Raw genomic sequence first — 16,871 nt, 5'->3', positions numbered from 1 at the left:
ACCTTTCTATACCAGCAAGCGCCACATTGTGGCGTTAATGCTGGTATATCTCTTTGTCGCTCTCCTAAATGACCTCGTAAAATTCATCTTCAAATAAGCCTTAACACGTAAAGTCTCTGTCAGCCTAAAAAGCTTTGCGGTATCATACTTCGCAAGCCTATTATTAAGAGTTACCTGTTGATGTACGAAAAGACTGTTACCATTATTGCCCCTCACGGAATTCACACACGACCTGCTGCATTATTAGTCAAAGCAGCAAAAAACTTTGACTGTGACGTCATTGTCGAATGTAATGGAAAACAAGCAAGCGCCAAAAGTCTATTTAAATTGCAAACTCTTGGCTTATACCAAGGCCAGTCGGTTAAGGTATTTGCTGAAGGAGAACAGGCAGAAAAAGCGGTAGAAACCGTGTCTGAATTGCTAATTACACTCAGTTAACAGGATAGTTTATGGCTTTAACAGGAATCGTAGTGTCACCAGGAATTGCTTTTGGAAAAGCAGTTCATATCAATTTGCATCATCAACATGTTGATTACCGATTACTGCCTGTTGCGTCAATTAAAAGTGAATGTGACAAAGCCATTAAAGCCATAGACTTTTTGGCAAAACACCTCAAGCATTGTCAAGTTAACCTTAATACTGAAAGCGACCATTTTCATCTAATTGATGCTGATATCATGCTATTAGAAGATGAAGATTTAGCTGATGAACTCACCCAATATATTACTCGATTTCGTTTCTCTGCCGTTGTCTCCATTGAACGGATTTTTGCGCAACATGCTGAAGAGCTAGCCAAGCTAGACGACCCTTATCTCGCTAACCGTAGTAATGATGTTATTTGTTTAGGTAAGCGATTAATGTCTGCCGTCAATGGTACGCTTCAATGGGATGTATCAAAACTCACTGATAATAGTATTTTGTTGGCTGAGGATATAACACCAGCAGAATTTGCAACCATTCCGCTTAACAAAATAAAAGGCATTGTGCTTAAAACTGGCGGGCTCACAAGCCACACTGCTATTTTGGCCAAAGCTGCTGGGATACCTGCGTTATTAAGTTGTCAATTCGATGACTATGACATTCAAGATGGTGCCCCGCTAATTTTAGACGCCTTTAGTGGTGAATTGCATGTTAATCCCGTTGCTGAAACACAGCAGCAACTAGAGCAAAAAGCCACCGCAGAAAAAGAACGCCGAGAAGCACTTTTACATTATGTTGATAAACCCAGTGTCACCCGAGACGGCCACCCTGTCTGTTTGCTTGCCAACGTAAGTAGCATGAGTGATTTCACTCAGATAGAGCGCAGCGGCGCTGCTGGCGTTGGGTTATTTAGGACTGAGTTTTTACTTATGCAAGTCGACTCAGTTCCAGATGAAAAACAGCAGTTCAAACAATACTGCGATGCATTACATAGCTTAAATGGCAAGGTCCTTACCATACGCACCTTTGATATCGGAGCGGACAAAGAAATCCCTTGCCTTACTCAACAATATGAAGATAACCCGGCATTAGGCGTGCGTGGTATTCGGTATAGCTTACAACACCAACACCTTTTTACTACTCAAATTAAAGCTGTACTTCGCGCAGCGAATCATGGACGTATCCGATTACTATTCCCAATGGTTAATCAAATTGAAGAGTTGGAGTTCGCGCTAGAATTAATTGATTGGTGTAAACAACAGTTAATTGAAGAAGAAAAAGGCTTTGGCGATCTTAATATTGGCATCATGGTTGAAACACCAGCAGCAGTGTTAAATTTACCGCATCTATTGCCACGACTTGATTTTGTTAGTATCGGTAGTAATGACTTAACCCAATATACTCTAGCAGCTGATCGCGGTAATCCTGTGCTAGTTAATGATTATCCGCCAGTTTCTCCAGCAATGATAAAGTTCATAAAAATGGCTGTAGACACCTGTAAAATACACCAAACAAAAGTGTGCCTTTGCGGCGAATTAGCCAGTGACACGAAATTAATTAGTTTACTCGTCGGTCTAGGAATTGATGAGCTCAGTGTTAATACTGCCAGCTTATTGGATGTAAAAGCGACCATTTGTAATGGTCAATACCAACAATTTTATCAGCAAGCCCAACAAGCATTAGGGTTTAGCCATATTGAACAACTTAATCAATTATTCAGTTAATTTGACTAATTTACTTGAAAACAATAATTATTGTTTATAAAAAAATCAGACAGCACTAGAATAAAACCATAATAACATTACAAAAAAGAGGCTATATCTCATGGGATTTTTAAGCCGTATTCGCCGACTTATATCTGGGCAGCCGACCTTAACTGGCGGCATTGAAATTTTTGCGCCTGTTTCTGGCGACCTAGTAGACATTGAAAAAGTACCCGACGTAGTATTCGCTGAAAAGATTGTCGGTGATGGATTAGCAATTAACCCAACAGGCGAGCTAATTCTAGCGCCTATTGATGGCACAATTGGCAAAATTTTTGAAACTAATCATGCTTTCAGTATTGAGTCCCCTCAGGGGCTTGAATTATTTGTTCATTTTGGTGTCGGCACAGTAGAGCTTAGAGGCAATGGCTTTAAGCGACTCGCAGAAGAAGGACAACAAGTAAACGTCGGCGATCCGATATTACAATTTGATTTAGACTACTTAACCGATCAAGTAGAGAGTCTGCTTACCCCAGTTGTGCTTGCCAACATGGAAGATATTCAATACTTAGTGAAAGCTCAAGGTCCTGTAACAGCTGGTAAAAGTGTCATTTTTACCGTTGAGCTTTAAATTCGATTTACATTGTAGATATGGGTTATAGCTAAAAACAGGCTTGCTTTAACCCATCATTGAACAGAGCGTAGTGCAATATCCAGCTATAGATGAAAAGCAATAACTGCAATGCGTAACAATAACTTAATTCAAGGAATACATTACCCCATGAGCAACAGTGTTATTTATGGTATTAAAAACTGCGATACAGTGCGTAAAGCACGTAAATGGCTAGAAGCAGAAAATCAGCCATTCACCTTCCATGACTTTCGCGAAGATGGCATCACAGCTGATATTATCAACCAGTGGTTTGAGTTAAGTGATTGGGAGCTACTGTTTAATAAACGTAGCACGAGTTTTCGAAATTTAACCGATGATCAAAAAGCCGATATTGATCAGAAAAAGGCGCTCGAGCTGATGCTGGAGTTTCCAACGCTAATTAAACGTCCTGTATTAATAACAAATAATAAAATATTAATCGGTTTCAAAGCTGCAGACTATCAAGCGTGGTTTAACTAATGACCCAGGACGTACTTGAGCTCACTAAAGATTTACTCGCACGCCCTTCAGTAACCCCACTTGATGAAGGCTGTCAAACTTTGATGGCTGATAGGTTATCTGCTGTTGGTTTCAACATTGAATCAATGGTATTTGAAGACACCACCAACATGTGGGCAAGAAAAGGCACTAAAAGCCCCGTTTTTTGTTTTGCTGGACACACTGATGTTGTTCCCACAGGCGATTTAAACAAATGGCACACTCCACCATTTGAACCAACTGTCATCGATGATTATGTTCATGGTCGCGGCGCAGCCGATATGAAAGGATCATTAGCAGCTATGGTTATTGCTACAGAACGCTTTGTGGCAAAACACCCAGATCATAATGGCTCCATAGCTTTTTTAATTACCAGCGACGAAGAAGGTCCATTTATTAATGGTACAACTCGTGTCATTGATACCCTTGAAGCTCGTAATGAAAAAATTACTTGGTCACTGGTTGGTGAGCCTTCATCGACTCATAAGTTAGGTGATGTGGTTAAAAACGGTCGTCGTGGTAGTTTAACCGGTAATTTAACGGTGAAAGGGATTCAAGGACACGTTGCCTACCCTCACCTTGCTGATAACCCTATTCATAAAGCCTCACCAGCACTTGCTGAACTCGCGCAAATGCATTGGGATAACGGCAATGAATTTTTCCCACCAACCAGTTTTCAAATAGCAAATATTAACGGTGGTACAGGCGCATCTAATGTTATCCCTGGTGATTTACAGGTGATGTTTAACTTCAGATACTCAACTGAAGTCACAGCCGATGAATTAATCAAACGTGTGCTAAACATACTTGACGCTCATGGGCTCGATTATGATATCGATTGGGTATTTAATGGTCTTCCTTTCCTTACTGGCGATGGCCCATTGCTGGACGCAACGAAAGACGCCATTTTTGAAGTCACAGGCTATGAAACCGACCCGCAAACTTCAGGTGGCACGTCAGATGGCCGATTCATCGCCCCCACTGGTGCTCAAGTTATTGAATTAGGCCCGGTAAATGCGACAATTCATAAAGTGAATGAGTGTGTAAAAATCTCAGATCTTGAACTATTGGCCAAATGTTACGAGTCTATTCTGGAAAAGCTCCTTTGCTAACCTCTTCGCTCAAAAGTATTGCTCATCCGGCTCTTTATGGGCTGGATGCTGAGCATCTTGTCTCTTTTGATCAATTTCTGCTAACTCAAAAAACAGCTGCAGCTTTTCAGCGGTTACAAAAGCATGCGGCAGATTCAGGTATTAATATTCAAATCTGCTCCGCCTATCGTGATTTTCATAGGCAAATGGCAATTTGGAATGCTAAAGCTCATGGTAAACGAGTACTACTCGATATTAATAACCAAGCTATTGATAGCAAATGTCTTTCAGAAAATGAACTCATAGATTGTATTTTAACCTGGTCAGCCTTGCCTGGTGCCTCCCGCCATCATTGGGGGACTGATATCGATATATTTGATGCCAACAATATCCAAAAAGCTGACTTAGCTTTGATTACGGATGAATATAAGGGCAATGGACCATGTGCTCAGTTAGCCAGTTGGTTAACGCAACATGCCCATGAGTTTGGTTTCTACCTACCGTATCAACCTAATAAGAGTGGTGTTAGCCCAGAGCCTTGGCATTTAAGTTACTATCCAGAATCGTCGCAATTTATGTCACATTATCAGGTAGAATCTTTAAGACAGCTCTTGTCTCAATCAGAAATCGCTTTACAATCTGCGCTACTTAAAAGACTAGATAAACTTGTAGAAGAATATGTTTTTTACGTTGCGCAGCCGCCAAATCAATAAACATTGATAATGTTTATTGATTCCAGTAACGATAGCTGCCATGACCGTATTCAAATAATCAAACAGTATCGCTAAAAACATCGAGAACCACATGACAAAGCCGCTACATTACTTAACTGCCACAATTGATGGCCAATCTATGTATTACTCAGATAGTGATAAACACAATACAGATTCACAACCTATTGTATTCATTCATGGCTTTTTAACAGACAGTAGTATGTGGCAAGCTCAAATCGATGCGCTTAAATCACAACATCGGTGTATCGCCATTGATTTATGGTCACATGGTCAATCAGATCCTATGCCTAAGGGAACAACATCACTGGTCACCATCGCTGAGCAATGTTTATCACTGTTATCATCACTTGGCCTTAACCAGTTCAGATTAGTTGCTAACGGCTCAGGTTGTGCAATTGCCGCAGAGATGGCATTGATATCGCCCACATCAGTTACAAAAATGGTGATGGCAAACGGTTTTATTGGTTTTGAGCCGCAAGTTAACTGCATCAAATATCAGCAATGGATTGATCAAATCAGTCAACAACAAAGCTGCTCTAAAGAGATGGCTGACCTTATTACAGAGCAGTATTTCGCTAATCTTGCAATTGAGAGCCATAACAATGAAGTGAGTCATTCAGAGAATAGCAGTGATGCAAACACGAATAACTCATTAACTCCAGAAAGGTTTTCTCAAGCGCTTCAAAATCTCAGTCCAAATAACATTGCTGAGCTTGCATTGATGGCGCCACTTTTTTTATACAAGCGAGACACACTCGAGTTAGCGGAGCAATTAACTTTGCCTTGCCTCATTTTAGTTGGCGAGCAAAACAAGTTAAGAACAGTTTTAGAAGCTTACTTAATGCAGGATTGCATTACAGGAAGTACCTTAAAACAACTAACTGCAGCAGGTCACTTAGCAAATGTTGAACAGGCTGCCATGGTTAATCAACATTTGATCAATTTTTTCGAAAGCTAACCTAAAGGTTAGTCTTGTACGCTGTGCCTCACACTCGTCAATCAATGACAAATACGCTTAAGAACTCAGCTGTAGTGGCTGAGTTCGCTATTTCTAAATCAGTATTCTCAATCTATTTCGAATGGATAGACCAGCATAACAATAAATACTGATATACTTTAAAAATGATATTAATCAGACAGTTTACGAATCTGAATTAGCATACTTTTATTTATTAGGGTCTACCAAACACGATGAAATTACTTAAACCACTTTTTGATAATAACCGCCGCTGGGCCGAACGCATTAACGAAGAAGACCCTGAATTCTTTAAACAGCTAGCACAACAACAGAGCCCTGAATATTTGTGGATCGGTTGTTCTGATAGCCGTGTTCCATCAAATCAAATTATTGACCTAATGCCAGGCGAAGTCTTTGTTCATCGTAATATCGCTAACATGGTCATTCACACCGACTTAAACTGTTTGTCAGTTATTCAATATGCGGTTGAAGTACTAAAAGTTAAACATATCATGGTGGTAGGTCATTACGGTTGTGGTGGTGTTAAAGCATCAATGACTACTGAGCGCTTTGGTTTAATTGATAACTGGTTGGGACATTTAAAAGATATTTATCGTATTCACCGTAGCGATTTAGAGCAGCTTGATGACGAAAAACGATTCGACAGATTGTGCGAATTAAATGTGATGGAACAAGTCGCCAATGTAAGTAGCACCTCAATTGTTCAAGATGCATGGGATCGTGGTCAAGAACTGGCTATTCACGGCTGGATCTACGGCATTAATAATGGATTATTGACTGATTTAGATGTCACGGTATCAAGTGAGCATGCTGACAATAAAGCGTAATAACCAGTAATAATCAATCATAGAGCAAACTTAACGTCCATTTACACATTTACAATAATAGGTATATGGACTTGTTTGCCTGGTATTTAACCCTCTCGTATCGCTAGATACTCAATAAACCCCTTCAAATTTGTCATCTTTAGCTATTATTGAACAACATCAATCTTTAATAACGTCGGTTAAATATTAATCGAAATAGAGAAGGTTTAGCTGTTTATGCATTCTTGAGCAAGTAAACTCACCTACTTCGCTCAGATAAGGTCATATTGTTAATGCATTTAGTTGCCTAACACAGTTATAATCTTCGGGTTTATTTAGCGCGACCTCGCGCACTGCATTTTTTAGGAGATAATTTCCATGCCAGGTTTTGAATTATTTGGACCAGAGGAAAAGCAAGAAGTCGCTGACGTGATGGAAAACGGTTTTACCTTTCGCTACAACTTCGATCACATGCGTAACGATCGTTGGAAAACACGTGAAATGGAAGCGCTTCTTTGTGAAAAGATGAACGCAAAACATGCGCATCTTGTTTCTAGTGGTACCGCTGCATTACAAACGGCAATGGCTGCTGCAGGTATTGGCGCAGGCGACGAAGTTATTGTTCCACCGTTTACTTTTGTTGCATCTGTAGAAGCAGTATTTATGGCTGGTGCCGTACCTATTTTCGCTGAAATTGATGAAACACTATGTCTATCACCAGAAGGCATTGAAGCTGCAATTACTCCACGCACTAAAGCAATTAACCTTGTTCATATGTGTGGTTCTATGGCTAAAATGGATGAAATTTTAGCGGTATGTAAAAAACATAACCTAGTGATCCTTGAAGATGCATGTCAAGCTATCGGCGGCAGCTACAAAGGTAAAGCATTAGGCACAATCGGTGATGTTGGTTGTTATTCCTTTGATTCTGTTAAAACCATCACCTGTGGTGAAGGCGGCGCTATCATGACTAACAATGAAACCATCTATAACCATGCGCACATGTTCTCAGATCACGGTCATGACCATGTTGGTAATGATCGCGGCGCTGAAGGCCACCCTATCATGGGACTGAACTTCCGCATCTCAGAAATGAACTCAGCGATGGGTCTGGCACAGCTTCGTAAGCTTGATAAAATTATTGATATCCAGCGTACTAATAAAAAGCTAATCAAAGATGCAATGGCCGAAATCCCTGAAGTCACATTCCGTGAAATCCCAGATCCTGAAGGTGACTCAGCAGGTTTCTTAACCTTCTTAATGCCGACCGAAGAGCGCACAATTGAAATCAACAAGAAGTTAGCAGAAAACGGCGTTGATGGTTGTTTCTATTGGTATGTTAACAACTGGCACTACTTAAACAACTGGAAGCATATTCAAGAGCTTAAATCGCCAGCTGCTTTACCGATCACATTAATTCAAGATCGTCCAGATTACACTAAAGTGGAAACGCCAAAGTCTGATGCAATCATGAGCCGTACTATCTCTATGTTAATCAAGTTATCTTGGACAGAAGAAGAAATTGCTCAACGTATTGAAAACATCAAGCGTGCTTTTGCTTAATTAATCCTACTCTTTCTATTGAGCTAAAGCTTACCAAAGTAATAGCTCAATAGTACTTTTTACAGTACTAATCTCAACGGAGAATGTTGTAATGAGTTTCAAAAATTTTAAGTGTGTGCCAAAAATGATTTTTGGTCGCGGTTCTTTTGCTCAACTTGATGCCGTACTTGCAGAAGAGCGTAAAGAAGCAAACGATTTCGTGGTTTTTTTAGTTGATGATGTGCATCAAGATAAGCCACTTGCTGGCCGTGTCCCTGCAAAAGACCATGATTTATTAATCTACGTGAATGTAGATGATGAGCCGACAACGAAACAAGTTGATGACTTAACCGCACAAGTTCAAGCATTTAATTCGAAAGCACCTGTAAGTGTGATTGGTTTAGGTGGTGGTTCAACACTTGATTTAGCTAAAGCTGTGTCACTTATGCTGACCAATGAAGGCGGTAGTGCTGAATACCAAGGTTGGGATTTAATTAAGAACCCTGCTATTCATCATATTGGTATTCCAACTGTATCAGGTACTGGTGCAGAAGCATCACGTACAGCTGTACTTTGTGGTCCAGTACGTAAGTTAGGTTTGAACTCAGATTACACTGTGTTTGACCAAATTATCATGGATTCAGAGTTAATTGCTGGTGTACCAACTGATCAATGGTTCTACACGGGCATGGATTGTTATATCCATTGTGTTGAGTCATTAGAAGGCACATACTTAAATGAATTTGCTAAAGCATTTGCCGAAAAATCAATGGATTTATGCCGCGAAGTGTTCTTAGACAATCATGAAGAAAAAGATGACAAGCTCATGATGGCTTCATACATGGGTGGCATGAGCATCGCATACAGCCAAGTAGGTGCATGTCATGCGGTATCTTATGGTCTAGGTTACGTGTTGGGTTACCATCACGGTATAGGTAACTGTTTAGCATTTGACGTACTTGAAGAGTTTTACCCTGAAGGCGTTAAAGAGTTCCGTAAAATGATGGAAGTTCACAACATCACTTTACCTAAGAATATCTGTAAAGACTTACCAGATGAAACCATTGCTAAAATGGTTGCTGTAACTAAGAGCATGGGTCCATTATGGGACAATGTTTATGGCGAAGGCTGGGAAGAGAAAGTAACAGACGAAATGCTGACTAAACTTTTCCGTCGTATTTAATAGCCCCCCTCGCTATAATTAAGGGCTCTTTTGAGCCCTTTTGTTTATCGAATAATGATAAGTAGGTTTTTTAATGAAAGTTACCCTTTTAATCCCTGCTAGATATGGTTCTAGCCGTTTTCCTGGCAAACCACTAGCACCTATTAATGGTAAGCCAATGATCCAGCACGTTTTTGAGCGAGCATCATTAGCCAAAGGATTAGATAATATTTACGTTGCGACAGATGACGACCGTATCAAAGAAGCGGTTGAATCATTTGGTGGACAAGTCGTCATGACAAGCCCAGAAGCTGCGTCGGGTACTGACCGTATCAATGATGCCATTAGTCAATTGGGTCTTGATGATGACGATTTAGTCATTAACCTTCAAGGTGATCAACCGCTAATTGATCCTATTTCAATTGAACAAATCATTAGCTTGTTTGAACGTCACCCAGGTGAGTTTGAGATGGCGACATTAGGTTTTGAAATCATTGATAAGCAAGAAAGAGACGACCCACTACACGTGAAGATGGTATTCGACAATGAGTTTAATGCCTTATATTTCTCTCGTTCTTGTATTCCGTTTGGCCGAGATACAGACGACTATCCTGTATACAAGCATTTAGGCGTATATGCTTACACTCGCCGTTTTGTAAATGCTTTTGCAAAGCTTCCTCTAGGTAGATTAGAAGACTTAGAGAAATTAGAGCAACTTCGAGCGCTTGAGTACGGTCACAAGATTAAGGTTGCAATCAGTGCATTTGATTCACCTGAAGTAGATACGCCTGAAGATATTCGTAAATGTGAACAACGTTTAGCTGTTGATTAACTGAACATCAAAATTTGAGGCAACTATGGATTTATCTGGATTAGAAGTTTGGATCATTATCATTTTGGTGGTTGGAATTATTGCAAGTAATTTAGCCGTATTGAAATACAGTGCTAAATTTAAAATGCCGCAGTTTGGCGATCCTAAAAAGCCTTCTGACAGCCAAGGCAAATCTAACACTGAGCATTCAGTATCAGATTCAGAGACTCAAAAAGATAAGTAATATTATCTTCACTATCAGTAAAAGTATCCCAAGAAAAAGGTGACATAATGTCACCTTTTTTTATATTCGATTATTAAGGCCGTTATGAGTTCAAACTCGTTGGCTCAATCGGCCTTGACTATGGGTTCGCTTTCAGCAGGTTGGCTGTCTGGCCAAGCATTAATAACCGCTTTAACTAGCGATGCTAATGGTATCGCAAAAAAGACTCCCCAAACGCCCCATAAGCCTCCAAAAACCAACACAGCGGCAATAATAAGTACAGGATGTAAATCAACAGCATCTGAGAACAATATAGGTACTAAGACATTACCATCAAGCGCCTGAATAATTCCATAACCAATCATCACATAGCCAAATTCAGGGCTCACACCCCACTGAACAAAAGCGACAAGTGCAATGGGTAAAGTCACTAAAGTGGCGCCAACGTAAGGAATTAACACTGACAATCCTGTTAACACACCTAAAAGTGCTGAATACCTCAAGCCCATAACGGCAAAAAAGATATAACTCACTGCCCCAACAATAACGATTTCAATCACTTTACCGCGGATATAATTAAAGATTTGCTGATCCATTTCAAACCAGACTTTACGTGCTAAATCACGGTTATTAGGGAAAAATCGTTTGCTGCTTTTAATCAGTTGTTCTTTGTCTTTTAAAAAGAAGAACACAAGTAAAGGAACTAAAATGACGTACACCATTAACACAAGTAAAGATGCTGAATAGCCCAGAAGTTGCTTACCGATATCCAGCAAGTGCTGAGTATCCAGTAGTTTTTTAAGCTCAATCACCATCGCATCAATTTGTTCAATACTGATGTATTGTGGGTACTTTTCACTCAGTGACACTAAAGACTGCATGCCTGTATCAATCATTACAGGTAAATCAGTGGCTAAAGCGATACCTTGTCGCCATAGACTTGGCACTAAACCAAATGCGATCAGCACCATCAAGCCGATAAATAAAACTAAAATTAACGAGGCCCCAACACTTCGATTAATGCCAAAACGAGAAATTTGAGCCACAGGCCACTCAAGCAAAAACGCTAAAACTAATGCGACCAATAAAGGCGCTAGCAAGCCACCAGCAAAATACAGTAGTAATCCAATTCCGAGTAAGATAAACAAAAGCGTGATAGCTTGTGGGTCGCTGAATCTCGCTTTATACCAATCGCCTAAATAAGAGAGCATGTAAAATACCTAAAAAAATGTCGCACTTTGAATTCACTATTTAATGATATTAAGTTAACTATACACATAATTAAACTTAGAAAGTGTTACCTTTCGTAATGACCATCGATAGCTTTTTTGGGTTATCATCAGTAATCTCAACCTGATGACCAATTTTTTTTAAAAATGGCGGAACATCTCGACGTGAACCAGAGTCAGAGATACTAATCCCGAGCAATTCTCCAGGCTGCATTTTTTTTAATGCGAGCTTGATTTGCACTAAAGGATAAGGACAATGATGAGCAGTTAAATCAATAATTTTCATTCTAAACTTGCTTTACATATTCTCTGGCTATTATCCTAGCAAGGAAGATAAACCACAAGCCAAACTGTGTGAGTATTATTGTCATTTTACACACCACCCTATTGAAATAATTATAATAAAGGTTTCATTTGCGCAAATTATCGTTTTCTCAGTTTTCCAAAGGTGTTATCACTACTGCAGTCTCCTTAATACTGACGGCAGGAGTTGCGAAAAGTTTCGCCAATAATGACCTTCCAGATCTTGGCACTGCCGCAGTTAATACCTTCAGCCTTGAAAAAGAAATGATATATGGCGATGCCTACATGCGTGTCATTCGTTCTTCGGCGCCAGTTATTAGTGATCCTGTCTTAAATCAATACCTATCAGAGCTAGGAAATAAGCTAGTTGCGCACGCAACAGGGGTAAAAACCCCTTTCTATTTCTTTTTACTGAGAAATGATGAAATTAACGCGTTCGCTTTTTTTGGTGGTCATGTTGGCGTTCATACAGGGCTATTTTTACATGCCGATACGGAAAGTGAGTTAGCCTCGGTTCTTGCCCATGAAATTACTCACGTAACCCAACGACATTTAGCACGGTCATTAGAAGCCCAAGACAAAAGCTCAACAGCAACAATTGTTGGTATGTTAGGCGCTATTTTGTTAACAATTGCAGCCCCACAAGCTGGTATGGCAGCACTAGCAACCACGCAAGCATTATCGACTCAAGCTCGAATTAACTTTACTCGATTACATGAGCGTGAAGCAGATAGAATCGGCATGCAAATTTTAGCTGATGCAGGCTTTGATCCTAACGGCGCTTCTGATTTTTTCTCAAAGCTGGCCATTCGATATCGTTTTACGAGTACGCCACCACAAATGTTGCTTACTCACCCATTACCTGAATCTCGGATCACGGATGCTCGAAATCGTGCAGCGCAATATCCTCATCGCTATATTCCAGATCAGCTTAATTACCAACTAGCAAAAGCCAGAATACAAGTAAGATTTTCAAATTACAGCGACCAAGCCGCAATGTCTTTATTTGATGATCAATTGCGTAAAAAGACCTACACATTTAAAAGTGCCGCTGAGTATGGTAAAGCACTGGCTTTATTCAGAGTTAAACGTTTTGACGAAGCAGAGCAGATCATTGATAAATTATTAGAACAAGATAGAAATAACTTGTTCTATATCGATACCAAAACCGATTTATTGGCGCAAAAAGACGATTATGATGAAGCCATTGCAATGCTTAATCATCACCTTAAATTAAAACCAACATCGTCAGTCATTGCTGCCAATTTAGCGAATATTTATGTAGAAGCCGATCAACCTAGAAAAGCAATTCCTTTGTTAGAAGATTTAATTTTCCTCGACAAACAAAATACCTTGCCTTATCAAATCATGACGCAGGCTTATCGTAAATTAGGTAATAAAGCCCTAGAACACTACAGCAATGCAGAAGCCATGGCACTTGCAGCAAATTATGATGGCGCCATAGACCAGCTTAATTATGCTTATCGTCATTCAGAGGGGCAAGCTTTACAGATTGCCAGAATTGAAGCTCGCATTAGGCAATTTAGACAAGCTAAACGCTCATTAGACGCATTAAAATAACCGCTAAATGAATTAGCCACTTCCATTAGAAGTGGCTAACTTTTTGAAAGATTCTTTGCTAGACTGTCGCCAAAATATAAATAGAAGTGAAGCCCATGACTACTGTGACTTTGTACCATAACCCTCGCTGTTCAAAAAGCCGTCAAACACTTGCATTACTTGAAGAAAATAATGCCTCTATTCAAATTGTTGAATATTTAAAACAAGCGCCGACGGTTGAAGATATCCAACAAATTCTCTCATTATTGAATCTTACTCCGCGCGAATTGATGCGAACTAAAGAAACTGAGTATAAAGAACAGAATTTAGCAGACTCAGCGCTCACTGAAGCAGAACTAATTCAAGCGATGGTTGCAACACCAAAACTGATTGAACGCCCTATCGCGCTTGCAAATGGCAAAGCGGCAATAGGCAGACCGCCTGAAAATGTACTAGCGATTTTATAGGATCATCATGAGCACACATTCTTTGTTTCAGCTGTGCCGGCTAGGATATGTTGCATTGCTAATGCTATTAACAGGTTGGTTTATTCAACAAGGTCTTAGTGGCGTATATTCAATGGCGTTTAGCTTATTATGGATTGTTCCCCTATTGCTCCCTATTAAAGGGATCCTAACAGGCAAGCCTTATACTTATGCTTGGGCGAGTTTCATTCTCTGCTTATACCTATTACATGGGTTAACTTTAGTCTGGGTCACAGAAGACGCATTATACTTTGCCATTATTGAGTCATTATTAATTAGTGCCCTACTCATAGGCTTTCCGTTTTATGCCCGTAAACGCGGTAGAGAGTTAGGCTTAGGCTTAAAGAAAAAACCCCAACAAGACAAATAACATCGTCATAGTTGATTTTTAAAGCGCCTCATGGCGCTTTTTTATTATTTTTATTCCAAGTATCTCGGTTTATTTTATAAGTGAATATATATTTACACTAAAGTTACCAATGGGTTAACACAATCTTTAGGTTACTTAATTCCCATGCTATAGTGAATTATAATAACTTTGCACTAGCCTTTAGTGCTTAAAAGGTCGTCGAAGTAAGTAGTAATAAGCAACGGAGATTGTGCATGAAACTTGGCCCTATTAATTCGCTTTCAATATCTTCAACACTCGCTGTGAGTATTACAGCATTAGTTTTATCCGCCTGTGGAGGTTCTTCTAGCGACTCAGAAAGCAATGGAACCCCTGACAACTCACTGCCAATTAACGCATGTGAAACCAGTTTAGGCTTAGTTCAAGTCGAAACGGCATCAAATCTGATTTTTAATATTGAGCGGCAATACACTGCTGGGCAATCAGCAACAATTATCGCAGGCATGAGCGCTGGTCAGTCATCTGGAATGAACTTCAAGTGGCAACAACTATCAGGCCCTATCATTAGTACGGTTTCTGAAAACAGCCCTTTGCTATCATTTGTTATACCTGAACCAGGCAGTTATTCATTTTCAGTTACTGTTACAGGCAATCAAACCGAGCTTACTGAAACTGTCAATATTGATGCAGGCGCTGCTATTGCCCAATTAAACATCAATAGCGACCATCAAGTCGTAGAAGGTAACGACGTGAGTTTGAGACTACAGCGGATCAATGGTCAAGTCGCAAATGATATTGAATGGTGTTACTTCTCAGGACAAGAAATCAACCTTGATTTAACCAACGAGGAACGTCCATTATTTACCGCCCCAACTGTCAGCACCGACAGCATTATTGGTTTAAAAGCAACGGGTCAAGTTTCTGGTCAAAGCTTATCTGATGAAGTGTTTGTTTTGGTAACCAATGAACCATCAATTACCTCGCCTTACTTTGATCAACCCGTAGCACGAACTTATTCATATAATACTGAATCAAGTTATGCAGATATTGCCAGTTCATGTGTTTACTCAACTCAATTACAGCAAACTTGTGAGATTGTAGATTTACCTTTAATTGGCCAAATGAATAATGCTGAAAACATCAGTTCTGTGATGGATCGTGTTGTTGTTTCACACGATTGGATGGGTAAAAATTTCGAAACATTTTTAACTCAAGCTGACCCCAATAGTGATTTTATTAAACTGTTACAATCAGTCACAGCCGTCGTAATAAGCTACGATGTTAGACCGTCATTTTATTGGGTTGCGACTGGCGCTATTTACCTAGACCCTGAATATTTATGGTTAAAACCAGAGCAACGAGATTCAATTAACGAAGCACCAGATTACCGTAGTGATTTTGGTAATGAGTTACAATTTATAATGCCTTGGCGATATGTAAAGGATAATAATTACGCTTACTCCAGTGTAGAGCGAACAGAGCGCCAAACACGTAGCATTGCAGATATCACCCCCAGTCTAGCCAGTTTGCTATATCATGAATTAGCTCATGCGAATGATTTTTTCCCTCGCTCAGTACATGGCACTTTAATAGGGCCAACTCTCATTGATGACTTTTATCGAAGAACCGATAGTAATTCATTGGTGTCAGACCAACTTCAAAATGTCGACCCACTCACCAGCAGTGAAATGTATGGTTTAGCCAGTGTTAGCTTTCAAGGCACTGACGCTAATGCAACCCAAAAAGCCTATTTACCGAGCGACATTACCAGCTTCTTTTTAACAGATCATGCAAATGACTTTTATGCATACTCTTCAACTCGTGAGGATGCAGCAATGCTGTTTGAAGAATCCTTCATGAGTCATAGATATCAAATCCAACGTGATGTTGCAGTAACTGATGCAACGGACTTAATCGTTGATTGGGGACAACGTGGCAGAGTTGGCTCAGCTGAACTGTTAAATAGAGCAGCCTTCGTTATTGATGAAATCATGCCAGAGGTTGACGGTAAAACACTGCTTAATGCATTACCTGAACCCATTAATATGACTGCTGGTATAAATTGGTATGATAATATTGCCATTACGCCAGTAAATTCAAGTAACCCAGCAAGAGTGAGCGGCTTTGAGGCAATATCGACTGAAGTTGAACGTCGTCCAGTTCAAATGGGCAGAGAGCATAAAAAACTGCCACCTCTCATTCGTCAATAATTATGTTACGAGTTAATTTAAAATCATGTCTAGTCCTAAAATAGGTTGACGGTTTTTATTAAGCCAGTTGGTACTCCCTACTGGCTTTTTCATGCACCTCGTTTGGGGTTTTCA

18 protein-coding genes are annotated in these 16,871 nt (G+C 39.9%); 16 read left to right on the top strand and 2 right to left on the bottom strand.

The window, feature by feature from the left end; all coding sequences use genetic code 11:
• The first annotated feature begins 180 nt into the window (after positions 1 to 180).
• From AN944_RS17855 to AN944_RS17800, 12 genes are all read left to right on the top strand, one after another.
• A complete protein-coding gene (locus AN944_RS17855) occupies positions 181 to 438 on the top strand; it encodes an HPr family phosphocarrier protein (protein ID WP_055026005.1) in 258 nt (85 codons plus the stop codon).
• An 11-nt stretch (positions 439 to 449) separates the two neighbouring features.
• Complete coding sequence (gene ptsP / locus AN944_RS17850; RefSeq protein ID WP_055026004.1) at positions 450 to 2,144, top strand: phosphoenolpyruvate--protein phosphotransferase; 1,695 nt, start codon at positions 450 to 452, stop codon at positions 2,142 to 2,144.
• A gap of 100 nt (positions 2,145 to 2,244) precedes the next feature.
• A complete protein-coding gene (gene crr, locus AN944_RS17845) occupies positions 2,245 to 2,754 on the top strand; it encodes a PTS glucose transporter subunit IIA (protein ID WP_055026003.1) in 510 nt (169 codons plus the stop codon).
• Between the two features lie 150 nt (positions 2,755 to 2,904).
• On the top strand, positions 2,905 to 3,255 hold the full coding sequence (locus AN944_RS17840; RefSeq protein WP_055026002.1) for an ArsC family reductase: 351 nt from the start codon (positions 2,905 to 2,907) through the stop codon (positions 3,253 to 3,255).
• Positions 3,255 to 4,385 (top strand): succinyl-diaminopimelate desuccinylase, encoded by a 1,131-nt coding sequence (dapE, locus tag AN944_RS17835; protein ID WP_055026001.1) that lies wholly within the window; start codon positions 3,255 to 3,257, stop codon positions 4,383 to 4,385. The genes AN944_RS17840 and dapE overlap by 1 nt, the downstream gene beginning before the upstream one ends.
• Complete coding sequence (locus AN944_RS17830; protein ID WP_055026000.1) at positions 4,379 to 5,077, top strand: M15 family metallopeptidase; 699 nt, start codon at positions 4,379 to 4,381, stop codon at positions 5,075 to 5,077. The genes dapE and AN944_RS17830 overlap by 7 nt, the downstream gene beginning before the upstream one ends.
• Before the next feature lie 91 nt (positions 5,078 to 5,168).
• Complete coding sequence (locus AN944_RS17825; protein WP_055025999.1) at positions 5,169 to 6,056, top strand: alpha/beta fold hydrolase; 888 nt, start codon at positions 5,169 to 5,171, stop codon at positions 6,054 to 6,056.
• A 233-nt stretch (positions 6,057 to 6,289) separates the two neighbouring features.
• The gene (gene can / locus AN944_RS17820) at positions 6,290 to 6,904 is read left to right on the top strand and encodes a carbonate dehydratase (protein ID WP_055025998.1); all 615 of its coding nucleotides are present in this window, start codon (positions 6,290 to 6,292) and stop codon (positions 6,902 to 6,904) included.
• A gap of 357 nt (positions 6,905 to 7,261) precedes the next feature.
• Positions 7,262 to 8,446 (top strand): 8-amino-3,8-dideoxy-alpha-D-manno-octulosonate transaminase KdnA, encoded by a 1,185-nt coding sequence (gene kdnA, locus AN944_RS17815; protein ID WP_055025997.1) that lies wholly within the window; start codon positions 7,262 to 7,264, stop codon positions 8,444 to 8,446.
• A 91-nt stretch (positions 8,447 to 8,537) separates the two neighbouring features.
• Positions 8,538 to 9,608, top strand: coding sequence for a 3-deoxy-alpha-D-manno-octulosonate 8-oxidase KdnB (kdnB, locus tag AN944_RS17810; RefSeq protein ID WP_055025996.1), 1,071 nt, complete (start codon positions 8,538 to 8,540; stop codon positions 9,606 to 9,608).
• A gap of 73 nt (positions 9,609 to 9,681) precedes the next feature.
• Entirely contained in the window at positions 9,682 to 10,419 is a 738-nt protein-coding gene (kdsB, locus tag AN944_RS17805) for an 8-amino-3,8-dideoxy-manno-octulosonate cytidylyltransferase KdsB (RefSeq protein ID WP_055025995.1), read from the top strand.
• A 25-nt stretch (positions 10,420 to 10,444) separates the two neighbouring features.
• Positions 10,445 to 10,642, top strand: coding sequence for a DUF2897 family protein (locus tag AN944_RS17800; RefSeq protein WP_055025994.1), 198 nt, complete (start codon positions 10,445 to 10,447; stop codon positions 10,640 to 10,642).
• Between the two features lie 104 nt (positions 10,643 to 10,746).
• On the opposite strand, the gene AN944_RS17795 is transcribed toward AN944_RS17800, so the two are convergent.
• Both AN944_RS17795 and AN944_RS17790 read right to left on the bottom strand, forming a co-directional pair.
• Positions 10,747 to 11,832, bottom strand: coding sequence for an AI-2E family transporter (locus AN944_RS17795; protein WP_055025993.1), 1,086 nt, complete (start codon positions 11,830 to 11,832; stop codon positions 10,747 to 10,749).
• A gap of 76 nt (positions 11,833 to 11,908) precedes the next feature.
• A complete protein-coding gene (locus AN944_RS17790; protein WP_055025992.1) occupies positions 11,909 to 12,136 on the bottom strand; it encodes a sulfurtransferase TusA family protein in 228 nt (75 codons plus the stop codon).
• Positions 12,137 to 12,264: 128 nt separating this feature from the next.
• On the opposite strand from AN944_RS17790, the gene AN944_RS17785 reads away from it, so the two are divergent.
• From AN944_RS17785 to AN944_RS17770, 4 genes are all read left to right on the top strand, one after another.
• Complete coding sequence (locus AN944_RS17785) at positions 12,265 to 13,734, top strand: M48 family metalloprotease (protein ID WP_055025991.1); 1,470 nt, start codon at positions 12,265 to 12,267, stop codon at positions 13,732 to 13,734.
• Positions 13,735 to 13,829: 95 nt separating this feature from the next.
• Entirely contained in the window at positions 13,830 to 14,180 is a 351-nt protein-coding gene (arsC, locus tag AN944_RS17780) for an arsenate reductase (glutaredoxin) (protein WP_055025990.1), read from the top strand.
• A gap of 7 nt (positions 14,181 to 14,187) precedes the next feature.
• Positions 14,188 to 14,568, top strand: coding sequence for a DUF2069 domain-containing protein (locus AN944_RS17775; RefSeq protein WP_055025989.1), 381 nt, complete (start codon positions 14,188 to 14,190; stop codon positions 14,566 to 14,568).
• A 233-nt stretch (positions 14,569 to 14,801) separates the two neighbouring features.
• A complete protein-coding gene (locus AN944_RS17770) occupies positions 14,802 to 16,757 on the top strand; it encodes a hypothetical protein (RefSeq protein WP_082420052.1) in 1,956 nt (651 codons plus the stop codon).
• The last annotated feature ends 114 nt before the right edge of the window (positions 16,758 to 16,871 follow it).

This window comes from Shewanella sp. P1-14-1, assembly GCF_001401775.1.
Lineage (GTDB): Bacteria > Pseudomonadota > Gammaproteobacteria > Enterobacterales > Shewanellaceae > Shewanella > Shewanella japonica.
The sequence above is the reverse complement of the archived record's forward strand: the minus strand, read 5'-3'. Positions and strand labels throughout refer to the sequence as shown.

Excerpts from the sequence above, each read along its gene's own strand:
- AN944_RS17855 (WP_055026005.1), top strand. The coding sequence starts at position 181 with ATGTACGAAAAGACTGTTACCATTATTGCCCCTCACGGAATTCACACA.
- ptsP (WP_055026004.1), top strand. The coding sequence starts at position 450 with ATGGCTTTAACAGGAATCGTAGTGTCACCAGGAATTGCTTTTGGAAAA.
- crr (WP_055026003.1), top strand. The coding sequence starts at position 2,245 with ATGGGATTTTTAAGCCGTATTCGCCGACTTATATCTGGGCAGCCGACC.
- AN944_RS17840 (WP_055026002.1), top strand. The coding sequence starts at position 2,905 with ATGAGCAACAGTGTTATTTATGGTATTAAAAACTGCGATACAGTGCGT.
- dapE (WP_055026001.1), top strand. The coding sequence starts at position 3,255 with ATGACCCAGGACGTACTTGAGCTCACTAAAGATTTACTCGCACGCCCT.
- AN944_RS17825 (WP_055025999.1), top strand. The coding sequence starts at position 5,169 with ATGACAAAGCCGCTACATTACTTAACTGCCACAATTGATGGCCAATCT.
- can (WP_055025998.1), top strand. The coding sequence starts at position 6,290 with ATGAAATTACTTAAACCACTTTTTGATAATAACCGCCGCTGGGCCGAA.
- kdnA (WP_055025997.1), top strand. The coding sequence starts at position 7,262 with ATGCCAGGTTTTGAATTATTTGGACCAGAGGAAAAGCAAGAAGTCGCT.
- kdnB (WP_055025996.1), top strand. The coding sequence starts at position 8,538 with ATGAGTTTCAAAAATTTTAAGTGTGTGCCAAAAATGATTTTTGGTCGC.
- kdsB (WP_055025995.1), top strand. The coding sequence starts at position 9,682 with ATGAAAGTTACCCTTTTAATCCCTGCTAGATATGGTTCTAGCCGTTTT.
- AN944_RS17800 (WP_055025994.1), top strand. The coding sequence starts at position 10,445 with ATGGATTTATCTGGATTAGAAGTTTGGATCATTATCATTTTGGTGGTT.
- AN944_RS17795 (WP_055025993.1), bottom strand. The coding sequence starts at position 11,832 with ATGCTCTCTTATTTAGGCGATTGGTATAAAGCGAGATTCAGCGACCCA.
- AN944_RS17790 (WP_055025992.1), bottom strand. The coding sequence starts at position 12,136 with ATGAAAATTATTGATTTAACTGCTCATCATTGTCCTTATCCTTTAGTG.
- arsC (WP_055025990.1), top strand. The coding sequence starts at position 13,830 with ATGACTACTGTGACTTTGTACCATAACCCTCGCTGTTCAAAAAGCCGT.
- AN944_RS17775 (WP_055025989.1), top strand. The coding sequence starts at position 14,188 with ATGAGCACACATTCTTTGTTTCAGCTGTGCCGGCTAGGATATGTTGCA.
- AN944_RS17770 (WP_082420052.1), top strand. The coding sequence starts at position 14,802 with ATGAAACTTGGCCCTATTAATTCGCTTTCAATATCTTCAACACTCGCT.